The 14239-nt window shown below is 52.3% G+C and carries 14 protein-coding genes; 13 read left to right on the top strand and 1 reads right to left on the bottom strand.

Annotated features, from left to right (window positions below; all coding sequences use genetic code 11):
* The 9 genes from fmt to spoVM all read left to right on the top strand — a co-directional run bounded on the left by fmt (position 1) and on the right by spoVM (position 8559).
* Positions 1-957: a methionyl-tRNA formyltransferase gene (gene fmt / locus A7K91_RS14715; protein WP_068684002.1), complete on the top strand. Its 957-nt coding sequence runs from the start codon at positions 1-3 to the stop codon at positions 955-957.
* Positions 954-2393, top strand: a complete 1440-nt coding sequence (rsmB, locus tag A7K91_RS14710) for a 16S rRNA (cytosine(967)-C(5))-methyltransferase RsmB (protein ID WP_068684001.1) — start codon at positions 954-956, stop codon at positions 2391-2393. Before fmt ends, rsmB begins: the two co-directional genes overlap by 4 nt.
* Before the next feature lie 120 nt (positions 2394-2513).
* Entirely contained in the window at positions 2514-3560 is a 1047-nt protein-coding gene (gene rlmN, locus A7K91_RS14705; protein WP_068684000.1) for a dual-specificity RNA methyltransferase RlmN, read from the top strand.
* A 7-nt stretch (positions 3561-3567) separates the two neighbouring features.
* Positions 3568-4338, top strand: coding sequence for a Stp1/IreP family PP2C-type Ser/Thr phosphatase (locus A7K91_RS14700; protein WP_068683999.1), 771 nt, complete (start codon positions 3568-3570; stop codon positions 4336-4338).
* Positions 4335-6488: a Stk1 family PASTA domain-containing Ser/Thr kinase gene (gene pknB, locus A7K91_RS14695; RefSeq protein ID WP_068683997.1), complete on the top strand. Its 2154-nt coding sequence runs from the start codon at positions 4335-4337 to the stop codon at positions 6486-6488. Before A7K91_RS14700 ends, pknB begins: the two co-directional genes overlap by 4 nt.
* Before the next feature lie 16 nt (positions 6489-6504).
* Positions 6505-7416, top strand: a complete 912-nt coding sequence (rsgA, locus tag A7K91_RS14690) for a ribosome small subunit-dependent GTPase A (protein WP_068684481.1) — start codon at positions 6505-6507, stop codon at positions 7414-7416.
* 5 nt (positions 7417-7421) lie between these two features.
* Positions 7422-8066: a ribulose-phosphate 3-epimerase gene (rpe, locus tag A7K91_RS14685; protein WP_068683995.1), complete on the top strand. Its 645-nt coding sequence runs from the start codon at positions 7422-7424 to the stop codon at positions 8064-8066.
* Between the two features lie 12 nt (positions 8067-8078).
* Positions 8079-8357 carry a hypothetical protein gene (locus A7K91_RS14680; protein WP_068683993.1) on the top strand — a complete coding sequence of 93 codons (279 nt, stop codon included), beginning with the start codon at positions 8079-8081 and terminating at the stop codon, positions 8355-8357.
* A gap of 121 nt (positions 8358-8478) precedes the next feature.
* Positions 8479-8559, top strand: coding sequence for a stage V sporulation protein SpoVM (gene spoVM / locus A7K91_RS14675; protein WP_040711006.1), 81 nt, complete (start codon positions 8479-8481; stop codon positions 8557-8559).
* A gap of 84 nt (positions 8560-8643) precedes the next feature.
* Here the strand turns inward: spoVM and rpmB are convergent, their stop codons facing one another.
* On the bottom strand, positions 8644-8832 hold the full coding sequence (rpmB, locus tag A7K91_RS14670; protein WP_068683988.1) for a 50S ribosomal protein L28: 189 nt from the start codon (positions 8830-8832) through the stop codon (positions 8644-8646).
* Between the two features lie 268 nt (positions 8833-9100).
* Here rpmB and A7K91_RS14665 point away from each other — a divergent pair, with 268 nt between their 5' ends.
* The 4 genes from A7K91_RS14665 to recG are packed head-to-tail and all read left to right on the top strand — an operon-like array spanning position 9101 to position 14193.
* Entirely contained in the window at positions 9101-9460 is a 360-nt protein-coding gene (locus A7K91_RS14665; protein WP_068683986.1) for an Asp23/Gls24 family envelope stress response protein, read from the top strand.
* A gap of 56 nt (positions 9461-9516) precedes the next feature.
* The gene (locus A7K91_RS14660; protein ID WP_068684479.1) at positions 9517-11244 is read left to right on the top strand and encodes a DAK2 domain-containing protein; all 1728 of its coding nucleotides are present in this window, start codon (positions 9517-9519) and stop codon (positions 11242-11244) included.
* A gap of 30 nt (positions 11245-11274) precedes the next feature.
* Positions 11275-12132, top strand: coding sequence for a DegV family protein (locus tag A7K91_RS14655; RefSeq protein WP_068683984.1), 858 nt, complete (start codon positions 11275-11277; stop codon positions 12130-12132).
* A 6-nt stretch (positions 12133-12138) separates the two neighbouring features.
* The gene (gene recG / locus A7K91_RS14650; RefSeq protein ID WP_068683983.1) at positions 12139-14193 is read left to right on the top strand and encodes an ATP-dependent DNA helicase RecG; all 2055 of its coding nucleotides are present in this window, start codon (positions 12139-12141) and stop codon (positions 14191-14193) included.
* The last annotated feature ends 46 nt before the right edge of the window (positions 14194-14239 follow it).

Below are 14239 nucleotides of genomic sequence, written 5' to 3'. Positions count from 1 at the left end.
ATGCGTATCGTATTTATGGGGACGCCGGATTTCGCCGTCCCTTCTTTGCGTGCCCTTCTGGATGAAGGGTACAATGTTGTTGCCGTTGTTACCCAGCCCGACCGGCCGAAAGGCCGCAAGAAGTTGCTGACGCCTTCTCCTGTAAAGGAGGCGGCTTTAGGTTTTGGATTGCCGGTGCTGCAGCCGGAGCGTATGCGTAACCCGGAGGCGGTGGAGGAGCTGCGGGCCTACGCGCCTGATCTCATTGTGACGGCGGCTTATGGCCAGATTCTGCCCAAGGCGGTGCTTGAAATGCCCCGGTACCGCTGTATCAACGTTCACGGCTCGCTGCTGCCGGGATATCGCGGCGGAGCGCCCATTCAGCGTTCTATTATAAACGGCGAGCCATCAACGGGCGTGACCCTTATGTATATGGCGGAGGGGCTGGACACCGGGGATATGATCAGCAGCGTGGAGCTGCCGATTGAAGATAGCGATCATTCCGGGACTATGTTCAGCAAGCTTAGCATCGCGGGAGCGGAGCTGCTCATCAAAACGCTGCCTTCCATACTGGACGGCACGGCAAAAGCGATCCCTCAGGATGATTCCTTGGCTACCTACGCCCCCAACCTGACAAGAGAGGACGAACGTATAGATTGGGGAAAAAGCGCGCGCAGTCTTTTCAACCAGACCCGCGGCCTGTATCCAATGGCGGGAGCGTTTACGCTTCTTAATGGGGAAACGTTCAAAATCTGGTCCTGCTCGCCAATGCAGGGGGGCGGGGCAACTTCGTCCGGGATCGCGCCGGGCACGGTTGTTGAAACCGGCTCTGAAGGCATCGTGGTGCAATGCGGCGAAGGGCGACTGCTGCTAAAGGACATTCAGCCAGCAGGCAAGGTTGTCATGAAAGCTTCGGAATGGCTTAAAGGCTCCCGTCTTTCGCCTGGAGCGGTCTTTGGCGAAGGAGACGGACGATGAGCCGCCAGCCGCGCCCGGGTCGGGGCGGGGGCGGACAGCGGGGCAAGCAACGCTCCGGCAAGGCTGCGCTTGGAACCGCCCGTGAAGCCGCCTTAACCATCCTTGTGCGAGTTGAAACCTCCGGCGCGTACAGTAACTTGCAGATCAACAAAACACTCCAGGAAGCGGGGTTGTCGCGCAGCGACGCCGCGTTAGCCACGGAGCTTGTATATGGAACTATCAGCAGGCAAGCGACGCTTGATTATTGGCTGGACCGCTTTGTGGCAAAAGGGGTTGGCAAGCTGCAGGGCTGGGTGCACCAGCTGCTGCGGCTTAGCGCTTATCAGCTGTTGTATCTGGACCGCATTCCGACGCATGCAGCCGTTAACGAGGCGGTGGAAATCGCCAAACGCCGCGGGCATGGCGGAATAGCGGGCATGGTGAACGGCGTGCTGCGCAGCATTGACCGGAATCGCGCTGATTTAAAGCCGGAGCTGATCAGCCTGCCGGATATAGCGCAAACTATTGCGCTGCGCCATTCCTATCCGTTATGGCTGGTGGAAAAGTGGAGCGCACAGTTTGGCATTGAGGCGACGGAAGCGATGTGCGCTTCCGGCAACGAAGCGCCGCATGCCGGCATCCGGGTCAACCCGCTGGCTGCCACCTTGGAGGAGGTGCTTGCAGAGCTCAAGGAGGCCGGTCTTGAAGGCGAAGCTTCCCCGTTAACACCATCCGGCATTGCGGTTCGCGGCGGAGGCAACCTGACCGAGCTTGCAGGTTATGCGGGCGGGCGCTGGTCGCTCCAGGATGAAAGCTCCATGCTGGTTGCGGAGGTCGTTGCCCCCGAATCCGGCATGAAGGTGCTGGACTGCTGTGCGGCGCCCGGAGGCAAAAGCTCGCATCTGGCTGAGCTGATGGGCGGAAAAGGAAAGGTTTGGGCAAATGATCTGCATGCCCACAAACGAAAAATCATTGCGGGTCAAACCGAAAGGCTAAAGCTTCGTAATGTGGAGGCAACAACCGGCGACGCGCTTAAGCTGAGCGAGATTTTTGCTCCTGCTTCCATGGACGCCGTTTTGCTGGACGCTCCTTGCTCGGGCTTTGGCGTTATCCGCCGCAAGCCGGAGATCAAATGGACCAAAACGGCAGGCGATGTCGCCGATATTTCCGCCATCCAGCGTTCCCTTCTGGATGCGGTTTGCGATCTGGTCAAGCCTGGAGGCACTTTTGTGTACAGCACCTGCACGATGCTGCGTGAGGAAAACGAGGATCAAATCCAGCGTTTTCTCAGCGACCATCCCCATTTTGAATTGGATGCAAATTGGCCCAAGCCTCTGCTTGAACGGCTGACTGCCGCAGGTCTGATTGATGAAACCTTTGATGGACAGCTTCAGCTGCTTCCGCAGCATTTTGGCAGCGACGGATTTTTTATTGCCCGCATGAAAAGGCGCGTGTAACGGTTTAATACAAGGCGCAAAACCGCGATTATGGCTCGGCATGGACGTTTGTGGTAGAATAAAACGACGGCATCAGCCGGCATTGCTGCTGCTGTCTAATTTAAATACAGGTGTGATGAGATGAAACCGTTTATTTATGATTATACATTAGAGCAGATTCGCGATTGGATGAAAGAAAACGGCGAGTCCGCATTTCGCGGCGACCAGCTGTTTGACTGGATTTATGTGAAGCGGGTCAGCACATTCGAGGACATGTCCAACTTGTCCAAGGAATTGAGAAGGAAGCTGGATGAGCATTTTCAGTTTGTTACGCTTCAGGAAATAACAAAATTCGAATCGCGCGACGGTACCGTAAAGTTTTTGTTCGGCCTGCATGACGCCCATGCGATTGAAACGGTAATTATGAGACATAGCTACGGCAATAGCATTTGCGTAACGACGCAGGTAGGCTGCCGGATCGGCTGTACATTTTGCGCTTCGACGCTTGGCGGCTTGAAACGTAATCTGACCGCGGGCGAAATCGTGGCCCAGGTCGTAACGGCCCAGCAAATGCTGGACGCTACAGGCGAGCGCATTTCAAGCATCGTTATTATGGGGTCAGGCGAGCCTTTCGAAAATTATGACGCCACTATGACCTTTCTGCGGCTGATGATTCACGAAAAAGGACTTAATATCGGGCAGCGCCACATTACGGTTTCCACAAGCGGCATAGTGCCCAGCATGTACAAATTTGCGGATGAAAACACGCAAATCAATCTGGCGCTTTCGATTCACGCTCCCAATGACAAATTAAGAAGCAAGCTGATGCCGGTCAACCGGCGGTATCCTTTTGAGGATGTAATGGAAGCTTGCCGTTACTACATTGCCAAAACGGGACGCAGAATGTCGTTTGAATATGCGTTGATTGGCGGCGTAAACGACAGCGCCGAGCATGCTCAGGAGCTTGCCGACGTGCTCAAGGATATGCTCTGCCACGTCAATCTGATTCCCGTCAACCACGTGCCGGAGCGCAACTATGTCCGCACGCCGCGCGAGGATATTTTTGAATTCCAGAGAGTGCTGGAGCGCAATAAAATCAATGTAACCATACGCAGAGAGCAAGGACATGATATAGCGGCCGCATGCGGCCAGTTAAGAGCGAAACATATGGAGTCCACGGCGAGGTGATAGTTTTTTGTTAACGGCAAATCGCAGCAATATCGGACGGGTAAGACACGTAAATGAAGATCATGCCTGGGTCGGCCAGCTTTCCGGCGGACTTACGTATGCCATTGTGGCCGACGGCATGGGCGGGCATCAAGCCGGGGATGTGGCTAGCAAGCTGGCTGTAGATTCCTTCTGCAATATGCTGGAGCGCCAGCATGAGAAAGCAGAGGTTTCCCAGGAGGAAGCCAAAATGCTGGTTCGCCAGGCCATTGCGGAAGCCAATGAGAAGGTTTATGGGATGGCTTCCCGCAATGAACGCTACCACAGCATGGGGACAACTGTTGTTGCCGCCTTGCTGGGGGGCGGAAGCGCCGTTATTGGCCATGTCGGGGATAGCCGCGCCTATCGGATTTCCAAGGAGAAGCTAAGTCTTTTGACCGAGGACCATTCTCTTGTGAACGAACTGCTCAAATCGGGCCAGCTTAGCTATGAGGAAGCAGCCAACCATCCCCGCAAAAATGTACTGACCAGAGCTATCGGCACCGACGCGCATGTGGACATTGATGTGCAGTCGCTTTCGTGGGATGCTGAGGATATGCTGCTGCTCTGCAGCGATGGCTTGACCAATATGGTCAGCGAGGAACAAATTTTGGCCGTATTGGCCCAGGAAAGCGACGATCTTGCGGCTAAAGCGGACCAACTCATTCAGCAAGCGCTTGAAGCGGGGGGAGAAGACAATGTAACAGTCGTTCTTCTGCAGGAAGCAGCCGGCGCGAAGCGGAAGGAGGAGGCTGTATGATAGGACATGATTTGGGCGGAAGATACGAAATTTTATCCAGAGTCGGCGGCGGCGGCATGGCGCTTGTTTACAAAGCCCACGACGTATTGCTTAATCGCAATGTCGCGGTCAAGGTGCTCAGGCAGCAGTTCGTCAACGATGAAGAATTTATTCGCAGATTCAGGAGAGAAGCGCAATCCGCCGCCGCTTTGTCTCATCCCAACGTCGTCAGCATATACGATGTAGGACAAGAGGACGATACGCATTATATTGTTATGGAATACGTGGAAGGCCACAATTTGAATGAAATCATTCAAGAGCGCGCGCCGCTTCAAGTGCAGGAGGCCGTGCGCATTGCAGCGCAAATATGCGATGCTCTGGATCATGCGCATCAGAATCACATTATTCACCGGGATATTAAACCTCATAACATACTTATCGGAAACAACGGTCGAGTCAAGGTAACGGATTTTGGCATTGCCCGAGCGGTTACCTCATCGACGATAACACATACAGGCTCTGTTGTGGGCTCGGTCCATTATTTTTCTCCGGAGCATGCCAAAGGCATCAACACGGGAGAAAAATCGGATTTATATTCCCTTGGCATTGTCATTTACCAGATGCTTACAGCTAAGCTGCCTTTTTTGGGAGAAAGTCCAATAAGTGTCGCGCTGAAGCATTTGCAGGAGTCATTTGAAGATCCGCGTCTGGTTAATCCGCATATCCCGCAAAGCGTGGAAAATATTATTTTGAAGGCTATGCGTAAAAATCCGGCTGAGAGATATGCGACAGCACGGGATATGCAGGAGGATTTGGATACTTGCCTGTTAGAAGAACGGCTGAACGAACCTCCAATCGTGTTCCAGACCTTTAACGATTTGGATGAAACAAAAGTGATGCCGGCGATTCGGAGTGATGAACCTATGTACCGTCCTGAAAACAAACAACAGGATATTCGCTCGTCGGGGGGCAATAAGCCGTCTGGAGCAGGAGCGGCGGTTTCACCGGCTGAAGCTTCTCCACAGCGAAGCAGTTGGCGAAAGCCGCTAATCGTTGCGGGTATTACGCTGGTATTGCTCTTTTTGCTTATTATGGGCTTCCGGTGGCTGCTCAAGCAGCTTGACACGGAGGAGGTCAAGATTCCTTATGTAGTCGGCATAACGGAGACCGAGGCTCGTGAGAAGCTGGAGGCGGAGGGGCTTCGGGTGGAAGACCCCGTAACCCGCGAATTTAGCAAAGATATCCCTAAGGATATAGTGATGGAGCAGTCCAAAAAGAATATGAATGCCAAAAAAGGCACGACTATTCAGCTGACCGTCAGCGATGGTCCTGAGCTTAAGGAGCTGAAGCAATATGTAGGACGTCTGCTTCAGGAGGCTAAGGATGAACTGACGGGTCTGGGGATATCCGAGGACCGGATTAAGGTGAAGCAAGAGTTCAGCGAAGAGGAGCCGGGAACGATCCTTAGCCAAAGCCCGGAACGAGGAGAAATGATTAATCCGGAGACGGATGAAATCAACTTTGTGGTAAGCCAAGGCAGGGAGCAGGTCAAAATGCCCGATCTCATAGATATGAAGCTTTCAAACGCAAGAACGCTGCTCAGCTCTCTGGAGCTGGTGCTGGAGGAAAGCGATATTAGCTATGTTCCAAGCTACCTGCACAAAAAGGATCATATAACGCTCCAGGAAGTGGGCGATAAAGAAATATTGCCCGGCGAAATGGTCGCCAAGGGTACCAATGTAAAGCTCAAGGTCAGCACAGGCTTGCCTGCGGATGCAATCTCTTATGTCTTTACTGTCCGGATTTCACCCGCAGTTTCGGGGAAATCCAGCAAGGTTCAAATTCTTTATTCCGATGCAACCGGCGAAAATATTGATGCGGGAACTCAAACGATTAGCGGTACGGTGGATATACCGGTAACGGTTATAATGGCGCCGGATACCGTAGCCCGAGTATCCGTGCTTCGTGACGGAAACTTTATGGATATCAAGGAAATAAGGTATGAGGATGCGTTGTCCGGCAACCATTCGCCAGGTCTTGAAATACCAGGGCAGGAGCCGCCGCCGCAAACAGAGGAACCGAGCCAGGAAGAGGAACAGCCTGCGCAAGCGGAGGTAAATGGAGATAATGATGAAAACGGATCAGAACAAGGCAATGGCAATGAAGGCTAGCGACGGCGCTGCGGGCATGCTGAGCGGAGTGATCGTCAAGGCATTAAGCGGCTACTATTATGTGCGGTCGAGTGATGGCGACGTTGATGAGGAGACGGTTCAATGCCGCGCCAGAGGGATTTTTAAGAAGCGTGGAGAGTCTCCTTTAGTTGGCGATCGCGTGCGCTACAGCCTGACTGAAAATGGGGAAGGAACCGTAGAGGAGCTCCTTCCCCGGACATCGGAGCTGATTCGCCCGCCGGTGGCCAACGTTGATTTGGCCATTCTGGTGTTTTCCGTGTCAGAGCCCGACCTGAACTTGCAGCTGCTGGACAAGTTTCTCGTTCATATCGAGCATGCCGGCATTCCCGCCTTGCTTTGTCTTAGCAAGCAGGATCTGGAGGAAGAAGGCGAGGAAACGGCCGAAGCCAAAGCGGCAGCGGAGTCCGTCAACCGTATTTACGGGGCGCTGGGCTACGAGGTATTTGGCACCAGCTCGCGCAAAGGGGACGGCGTAGAGCAGCTGCAGGAGCGGCTTCGGGGGCATTTGGCCGTGTTTGCGGGTCAATCCGGCGTTGGCAAATCCTCGCTTCTGAATGCTATTGTGCCGGGACTTGATCTGGAAACGAATGAAATCAGCAGCCGCCTCGGCCGTGGGAAGCATACGACGCGCCATGTTGAACTGATTAATATCGGGGGCGGTCTGGTTGCGGATACGCCTGGCTTCAGCCAGCTTGATTTTCACGAGCTTGGCATACAGGATTTAAGTTATTGTTTTGTAGAAATGAGGGAGCTTTCGCCGAGCTGCAAATTTCGCGGCTGCACTCATGTCCACGAGCCTGGCTGCGCCGTCATTGCCGCTGTGGGAGAAGGGACCGTGGCCAAAAGCCGATATGATCACTATTTATTGTTTATGGAAGAGATGAAAGATACTAAACGGAGGTACTAACTGCCATGACCTTGATTGCGCCTTCCATATTGTCAGCGGATTTTTCCCGCTTGGGAGAAGAAATAGCCAGTGCAGAAAAAGCCGGCGCGGACTGGATCCACGTGGATGTCATGGACGGACATTTTGTTCCGAACCTGACCTTTGGCCCGCCTGTTATTGCGGCAGTCCGCGCCGCAACAACGCTTCCTTTTGATGTTCATCTGATGATTCAGCAGCCGGAGCTGTCACTGGCTGATTATGTTGCGGCAGGGGCTAGCCGGATTACCGTGCATGCCGAAGCTTGTACGCATCTTCACCGGACCATTCATTGGATCAAGGAGCGAGGTTTGCCAGCGGGCGTTGCTATTAATCCCGCAACTCCGGTTTCCGTTCTGGAGCCCATTATCCATGACCTGGATCTTGTGCTCGTGATGACGGTTAATCCGGGATTCGGCGGGCAAAGCTTTATTCCCTATTCTCTGGTGAAGCTGCGCCAGGTCAAAACGATGCTGGAGGAGCGGGGACTTGACGGCGTATATGTTCAGGTAGATGGAGGCGTCAATCCGGTTACGGCCCCGGGCATTCGCGAAGCAGGCGCAAATGTGTTAGTTGCGGGCAATGCCGTATTTGGACAATCAGACCGTGCCGCCGCAATCGCGGCATTGCGCTAGGGCGGTAGGGCTATGAATGAGCGGATCAAAACCATACTGAGAGTATTTCTGTACAGCCTGCTTGCCGGGCTTTTCCTGGCCGTATTCAGCCAACTGGACCACTTTATCAAATATTTGTTTTCGCTGCTGGCTCTTTTAATGGGAATTCTGTATTTTCGCAAGGTGGAAACGACAGGGCTGCGGATATTGTTCGTAGTCCTGGCCCTTATTTTTTATTTTGCCGCCGCCATCATTTTTACCGCAGTGCTGTTTATACGGGATAATCCCGATTTTATGTCGGGAGCGGCCTAGATGATGCTTTTTGGAGCGCTTGCAATGGAATAGGACAATATGCCTTCGCATAGGATGATTACATATAGTGATGGAATTGTTGCGGAGTTATTCCATGAGCGTGTCCGAGGAGGGAAGAGGCATGAAGTTTTATACGATCAAGCTGCCCAAATTTCTAGGCGGGTTTGTAAAAGCCATCCTGAACACTTTTCAGAAAAGTTGATGCTTCCGGGCATTATTGGCGATGAGGCAAAAAAATAAAAGCACCTGGGATACAGGTGCTTTTGTCTATGCACGCAAGCCGAAACTATACGCGTGTCACTTTGCCGGATTTCAGAGCGCGGGCGCTCACATAGACGCGTTTTGGTTTACCGTCAACAAGAATGCGAACCTTCTGCACGTTGACTCCCCAAGAACGGCGTGTTTTGTTATTGGCGTGGGATACGTTGTTGCCTTGACGCGGCGACTTGCCAGTCAGATAACATTTGCGGGACATGACTACACCTCCTAAGCATAATTCAAGTAAACATATTCAAGTTCATACATGCCGAACCGATCATTCATCGCGAAGCCAATACGGCGCCACTTCAGGACGATCATTGAGCTTTACGCTGAACACACTTGAATATCGTATCATAAAGACGAGTTCTCTTCAACCCAAATGTGAGGAAAATGGAATGAATTTCTGTACGGACTTCAATAACGTCGTTCTTTATAGTACAATAAGACTTGGTTCATACTAGTGGAGTAAGGAGTGTGTTACCATGTCACTGCAGCTTCAAAGCGAGCTTGGCTCCGTTTACGTTTCAGATCATTGCATAAGCCTGTTGGCCGGCTCCGCAGCCTTGGATTGTTATGGGCTTGTCGGCATGGCTTCCCGCAAAGGGCTGAAGGACGGCATTGCAGAATTGCTTGGACGCGAGAATATGTCTCGCGGCGTAGAGATCAGACGGGAAAACGGCAAGCTGCATATCGATCTTTATATTATCGTAAGTTACGGTACCAAAATTTCCGAGGTCGCTCACAATATTCAATCCAAAGTTGAATACGTTCTGAATAATGTAATTGGCCTGCAGGTTGACGGAGTTCATATTTTTGTGCAGGATGTAAGGGTATCCAGGTAGCGGAAGGGGAATTTTCATTGGGTAAGCGCTCTATTAACGGATCGGACTTTGCCGCAATGGCATTGCTCGGTGCGGAGCTGTTGCAAAACAACGCGGAACGCGTTAATGCATTAAATGTTTTTCCGGTTCCAGACGGAGACACGGGAACCAACATGAATTTGACGATGGGCTCAGGCGTGAGGGAGCTGAGAAGCAAACCTTCCGATCATATCGGTAAAAGCGCGGAAGCCTTGTCCAAAGGATTGCTGATGGGCGCCAGGGGCAATTCGGGCGTTATTTTGTCGCAGCTGTTTCGCGGCATGGCCAAATCGTTGTCCAGCCATCAGGAGGCAACCGCCGCCGATTTGGCTGCGGCGCTTCAGCATGGCGTAGACATGGCGTATAAAGCCGTGGTCAAGCCTGTTGAAGGAACGATTCTGACTGTTGCGAGAGAAGCGGCTAAACATGCTGTCCATTATGCCAGACGCTCAAGCGATGTTGCCGATTTGATGCAGGAAGTGTACCGCAAAGCCAATGAAGCGTTGCAAAAAACGCCGGATCTGCTGCCGGTTTTAAAGCAGGTTGGCGTAGTGGATTCCGGCGGGCAAGGTCTCGTTTATATTTATGAGGGCTTTGTGAGAAGCCTTTCCGAAAGGGAAAACTCCGGTTACCAGGAGCTTTATATGCAGCCTTCGGAAGCTGCAATGCCGGACGAAGTTGCGCTCCCGGCCGGAAGCCGCGGGCTTGCGCAGAAGGATTATTCCTCTGCCCAGTCGCGCCTTTCGACAGAGGATATCGAGTTCCTTTACGATATGGAATTTTTCATTGATCGCAAGCATGCGGGAAAAGCCCCGGTGTTATTTGATGAATCCGCTTACAAAAAACAGCTGGAGCGGGACGGAGATTCCATTCTGGTTATTGCCGACGATGACATTATTAAGGTTCATGTTCATTCGCGGAAGCCTGGGGACGTGCTCAATTTTTCGCTTCCTTATGGCGAATTGATTGATATTCATATTTTGAATATGAGAGAGCAGCACCGTGATTTGCTGGAGCAAGAGGAATTGGCAACTGCGGATTTGTCTGGAGCCGAGCTGCTTGCAGGCGGCGCCGTTAACGAGTTCAATCCAAGCCAGGCTTATGAGAAGGCTCCTTATGGCATGATTGCCGTTGCAATGGGAGATGGCATTGCAGATATTTTTCTGGCCAGCGATGTTGACACCGTATTGTCCGGCGGTCAAACCATGAATCCCAGCACGGAGGATTTCCTGAAAGCAATTGATGCGTTATCGGCAGATCATATTTTTCTTTTGCCGAACAATGGAAATATTATTCTTGCGGCTGAGCAAGCTGCCGAGCTGAGCGAACGAGACGTTACGGTCATACCAACGAAAACTATTTTGCAAGGTCTGGCGGCCGTTCTCTCCTTCAAGGAGGACGAGTCCCCTCAGCGCAATCTGGATTGGATGAGCGGGGCGGCGCAAGGCATTGTATCGGGGCAGGTTACTAAAGCGGTAAGGGATACCTCAATAGATGGCGTTGATGTAAAGGAAGGCCACTATATTGGCATTCGGGAAAAAGCGATTGTAGTCTCCCATGCGGATCTTGTGGAAGCTTGCACGTCGCTGCTTGGCACCATGCTGGCAGATGGCGGAGACCTGCTGACTATCCTGACAGGCGAGGAGGCGGATAATGACGATACTGCGGCTATTTGCGATTGGGCGCAGAATCAATATCCCGACCTTGAAATCGAAGTTCAACGAGGCGGACAGCCTCTTTACCCATACCTGTTTGGCGTTGAGTAATGCCAATATTGATTATTTGGAGGTCATGCCATGAGCAAGGTAAGAATTGTGACTGACAGCACATCCGATATTCCGGCGGAGCTAAAAGAAGGGCTGGATATTACAGTTGTTCCCTTGCAGGTGCTGTTTGGAGAGGAAACCTACCTGGATGCCGTGACGCTGACGGCGGATCAATTTTACGCCAAGCTAAAAACGTCGCAGGTACAGCCCACGACGTCGCAGCCGTCGCCGCTGGATTTTTCGGAGGTGTATGAGCGCTTGCTGACGGAGGAGCCGGGCTGCTCCATTATTTCCATTCATCTTGCGTCCGTGCTCAGCGGCACGCATCAATCCGCGACGATTGCCAAATCCATGCTGGAGCAGGAGGGGGATATCGAAATCGTGGATTCCTGCTCCGCTTCCTGCGGCATAGGCTTACAGGTTATGCTGGCGGCCCGGATGGCCAAGGAGGGTAAATCCAAGGAAGAAATACTTGCCGCAATCAAAGAGCTGCAGCAAAAAACGCGTATCTATTTCCTCGTGGATTCATTGGAATGGCTCCGCAAGGGCGGACGAATCGGCAAAGCGGCAGCATTGATCGGCTCCATTCTGAATATTAAGCCGATATTGACGCTGGACAAGGCGACAGGCACCGTTATGCCTGCCGATAAGGCGCGCGGAATTAAAAAAGCGATTGCGCGAATTGGCGAAATGCTGCAGGAGCAGTTTGGAAATGATCCTGTTGCCGTAACGATAGCGGGAACGGACGAGCTGGATAACTCAGATGAGCTGGAGGCAAAGGTAAGGGAAGTATTAAACGTTGAGTCTATTACTTATGCAACCGTAGGCGCCGTCATTGGCACGCATACAGGACCGGGAACATCGGCCGTATTTGCATACAAGGTGTGAGCATTTATGAATAATCTTAATGAAATAACAGTCAGGAAATTGAAAGGCGTGAGCGCCCTGAAAGAGGGGGAGCTTCACGCCTTTGGCATCTATACAATACAGGATTTGCTGAACCATTTTCCGTTTCGGTATGAGGATTATCGCATAGTCGATTTGTCCGAGGTGAAGAACGGAGAAAAAGCGACGGTTCTAGGCATTATTCGAGGCATGCCCATGCTTCAGCGTTACGGCCGGGCAAAAAATCGTCTGACCTGCAAGGTGGAGGTTGGCGGTCTTTTAGTTACAGCGGTATGGTTTAACCGCCATTATCTGGCGGAGCAGCTGACGTTATCCCGTGAAATAATATTGACCGGAAAATGGGAGCAGCAGCGGCTGCAAATAACGGTGACACATTCCGAGTTCGCCGACGCTGCGGGGGGCGGCCGGGCAGGCAGTCTTCAACCCGTTTATTCCATAGGCGGCAATTTGACGCAAGGCTGGATCCGCAAGCTGATTGGAGCCGCGCTTGAGCAGTATGGAGAATGGATTCCAGAGGTGCTTCCGGCACAATTGGTTGAGAAGCATCGGCTAATGAGCAGAGCCAAGGCTGTGGAGCTGATCCATTTGCCGGATGACGTCAAGCAAGGCCAGGAAGCGAGACGCCGAATGGTCTATGAGGAGCTGTTTCTCTTTCAGCTCAAGCTTCAAGCCTATCGCTCCTTGGGCAAAAGAAGAAAGGACGGCATCGCCCATGTCATCGACAGTGCGTCTATTCGAGAATTTGCTTCCACGCTTCCTTTTGAGCTAACGGATGCGCAAAAGAAAGTCGTCAACGAAATTTTAACCGATATGCGCCGCGGCAGCGCAATGAACCGGCTTCTGCAAGGCGATGTGGGCTCAGGCAAAACGGTAGTTGCAGCCATTGCATTGTTCGGCAGCTTTAAAGCAGGCCATCAGGGCGCGCTTATGGTGCCTACGGAAATTTTGGCCGAGCAGCATGTCAGGTCGCTGGAGCGCTTGTTCCAAGGGACGGGCATTGTGGTGGGGCTGCTTACAGGCAGCTTGAGCGATCGTAAAAAGAGGGACGTCATCGCAGGTTTGCAAATGGGCATCGTTCATGTTGTTGTCGGAACGCATGCCTTGATTCAGGAGCCGGTTGTTTTTCATAGTCTAGGCCTGGTTGTGACGGATGAGCAGCATCGTTTTGGCGTTAATCAGCGAAGCGTGCTGCGCCGCAAAGGCATCAGCCCCGATGTGTTGACAATGACGGCTACTCCTATACCGCGCACGCTGGCCATTACGGCTTTTGGCGATATGGATGTTTCTACGCTTAAGGAAATGCCCAAGGGCAGAAAACCGATCAAAACCTATTGGGTGAAGCATAATGCGCTGGACAGGGTGATTTCTTTTGTCCGAAAAGAAGCCGCGGCGGGCCGCCAGTCTTACGTGATCTGTCCCTTGATCGAGGAGTCGGACAAGCTGGATGTGCAAAATGCCATTGATGCCTATATGCAATTCCAGCAGGCATGTCCCGAGCTGAAGGTCGGCCTGCTTCATGGCCGGCTCACGGCTGCGGAGAAGGAAGAGGCAATGGGCGAGTTTGCCAGCAATAGCTGTCAGGTGCTGGTTGCAACTACGGTTGTTGAAGTCGGAGTGGATGTCCCAAATGCAACGTTAATCATCATTATGGACGCGGAGCGTTTCGGACTGTCCCAATTGCACCAGCTGCGAGGAAGAGTGGGACGGGGCGAGCATCAATCCCATTGCATTCTGATTGCGGACCCTAAATCGGAGACGGGGCGTCAAAGGATGAAGGTAATGACGGAAACGACGGACGGGTTTGAGGTGGCAAGAAGGGATTTGGAGCTGAGAGGACCCGGGGATTTTTTTGGAACAAAGCAAAGCGGGTTGCCGGAATTCAAAATTGCAGATTTGGTCAGCGATTATGAATGGCTTGAAATTGCACGGGAGGACGCCGGCGAGCTTACGGAAAGCGATGGTTTCTGGAGCGGAGATACATATAAGGCGCTGAGGGAAACCATACTTAAGGATGGTTTATTTCAGAGCGAGCAATTGGATTAGGAAACAACGCCTCTCCTTTGGCATATAGTTTAGTCATTGAGGAACT

Origin of the sequence: Paenibacillus oryzae, assembly GCF_001675045.1 — a bacterium.
GTDB classification, from domain to species: domain Bacteria; phylum Bacillota; class Bacilli; order Paenibacillales; family Paenibacillaceae; genus Pristimantibacillus; species Pristimantibacillus oryzae.
This window is presented reverse-complemented; position numbering and strand designations above follow the sequence as displayed.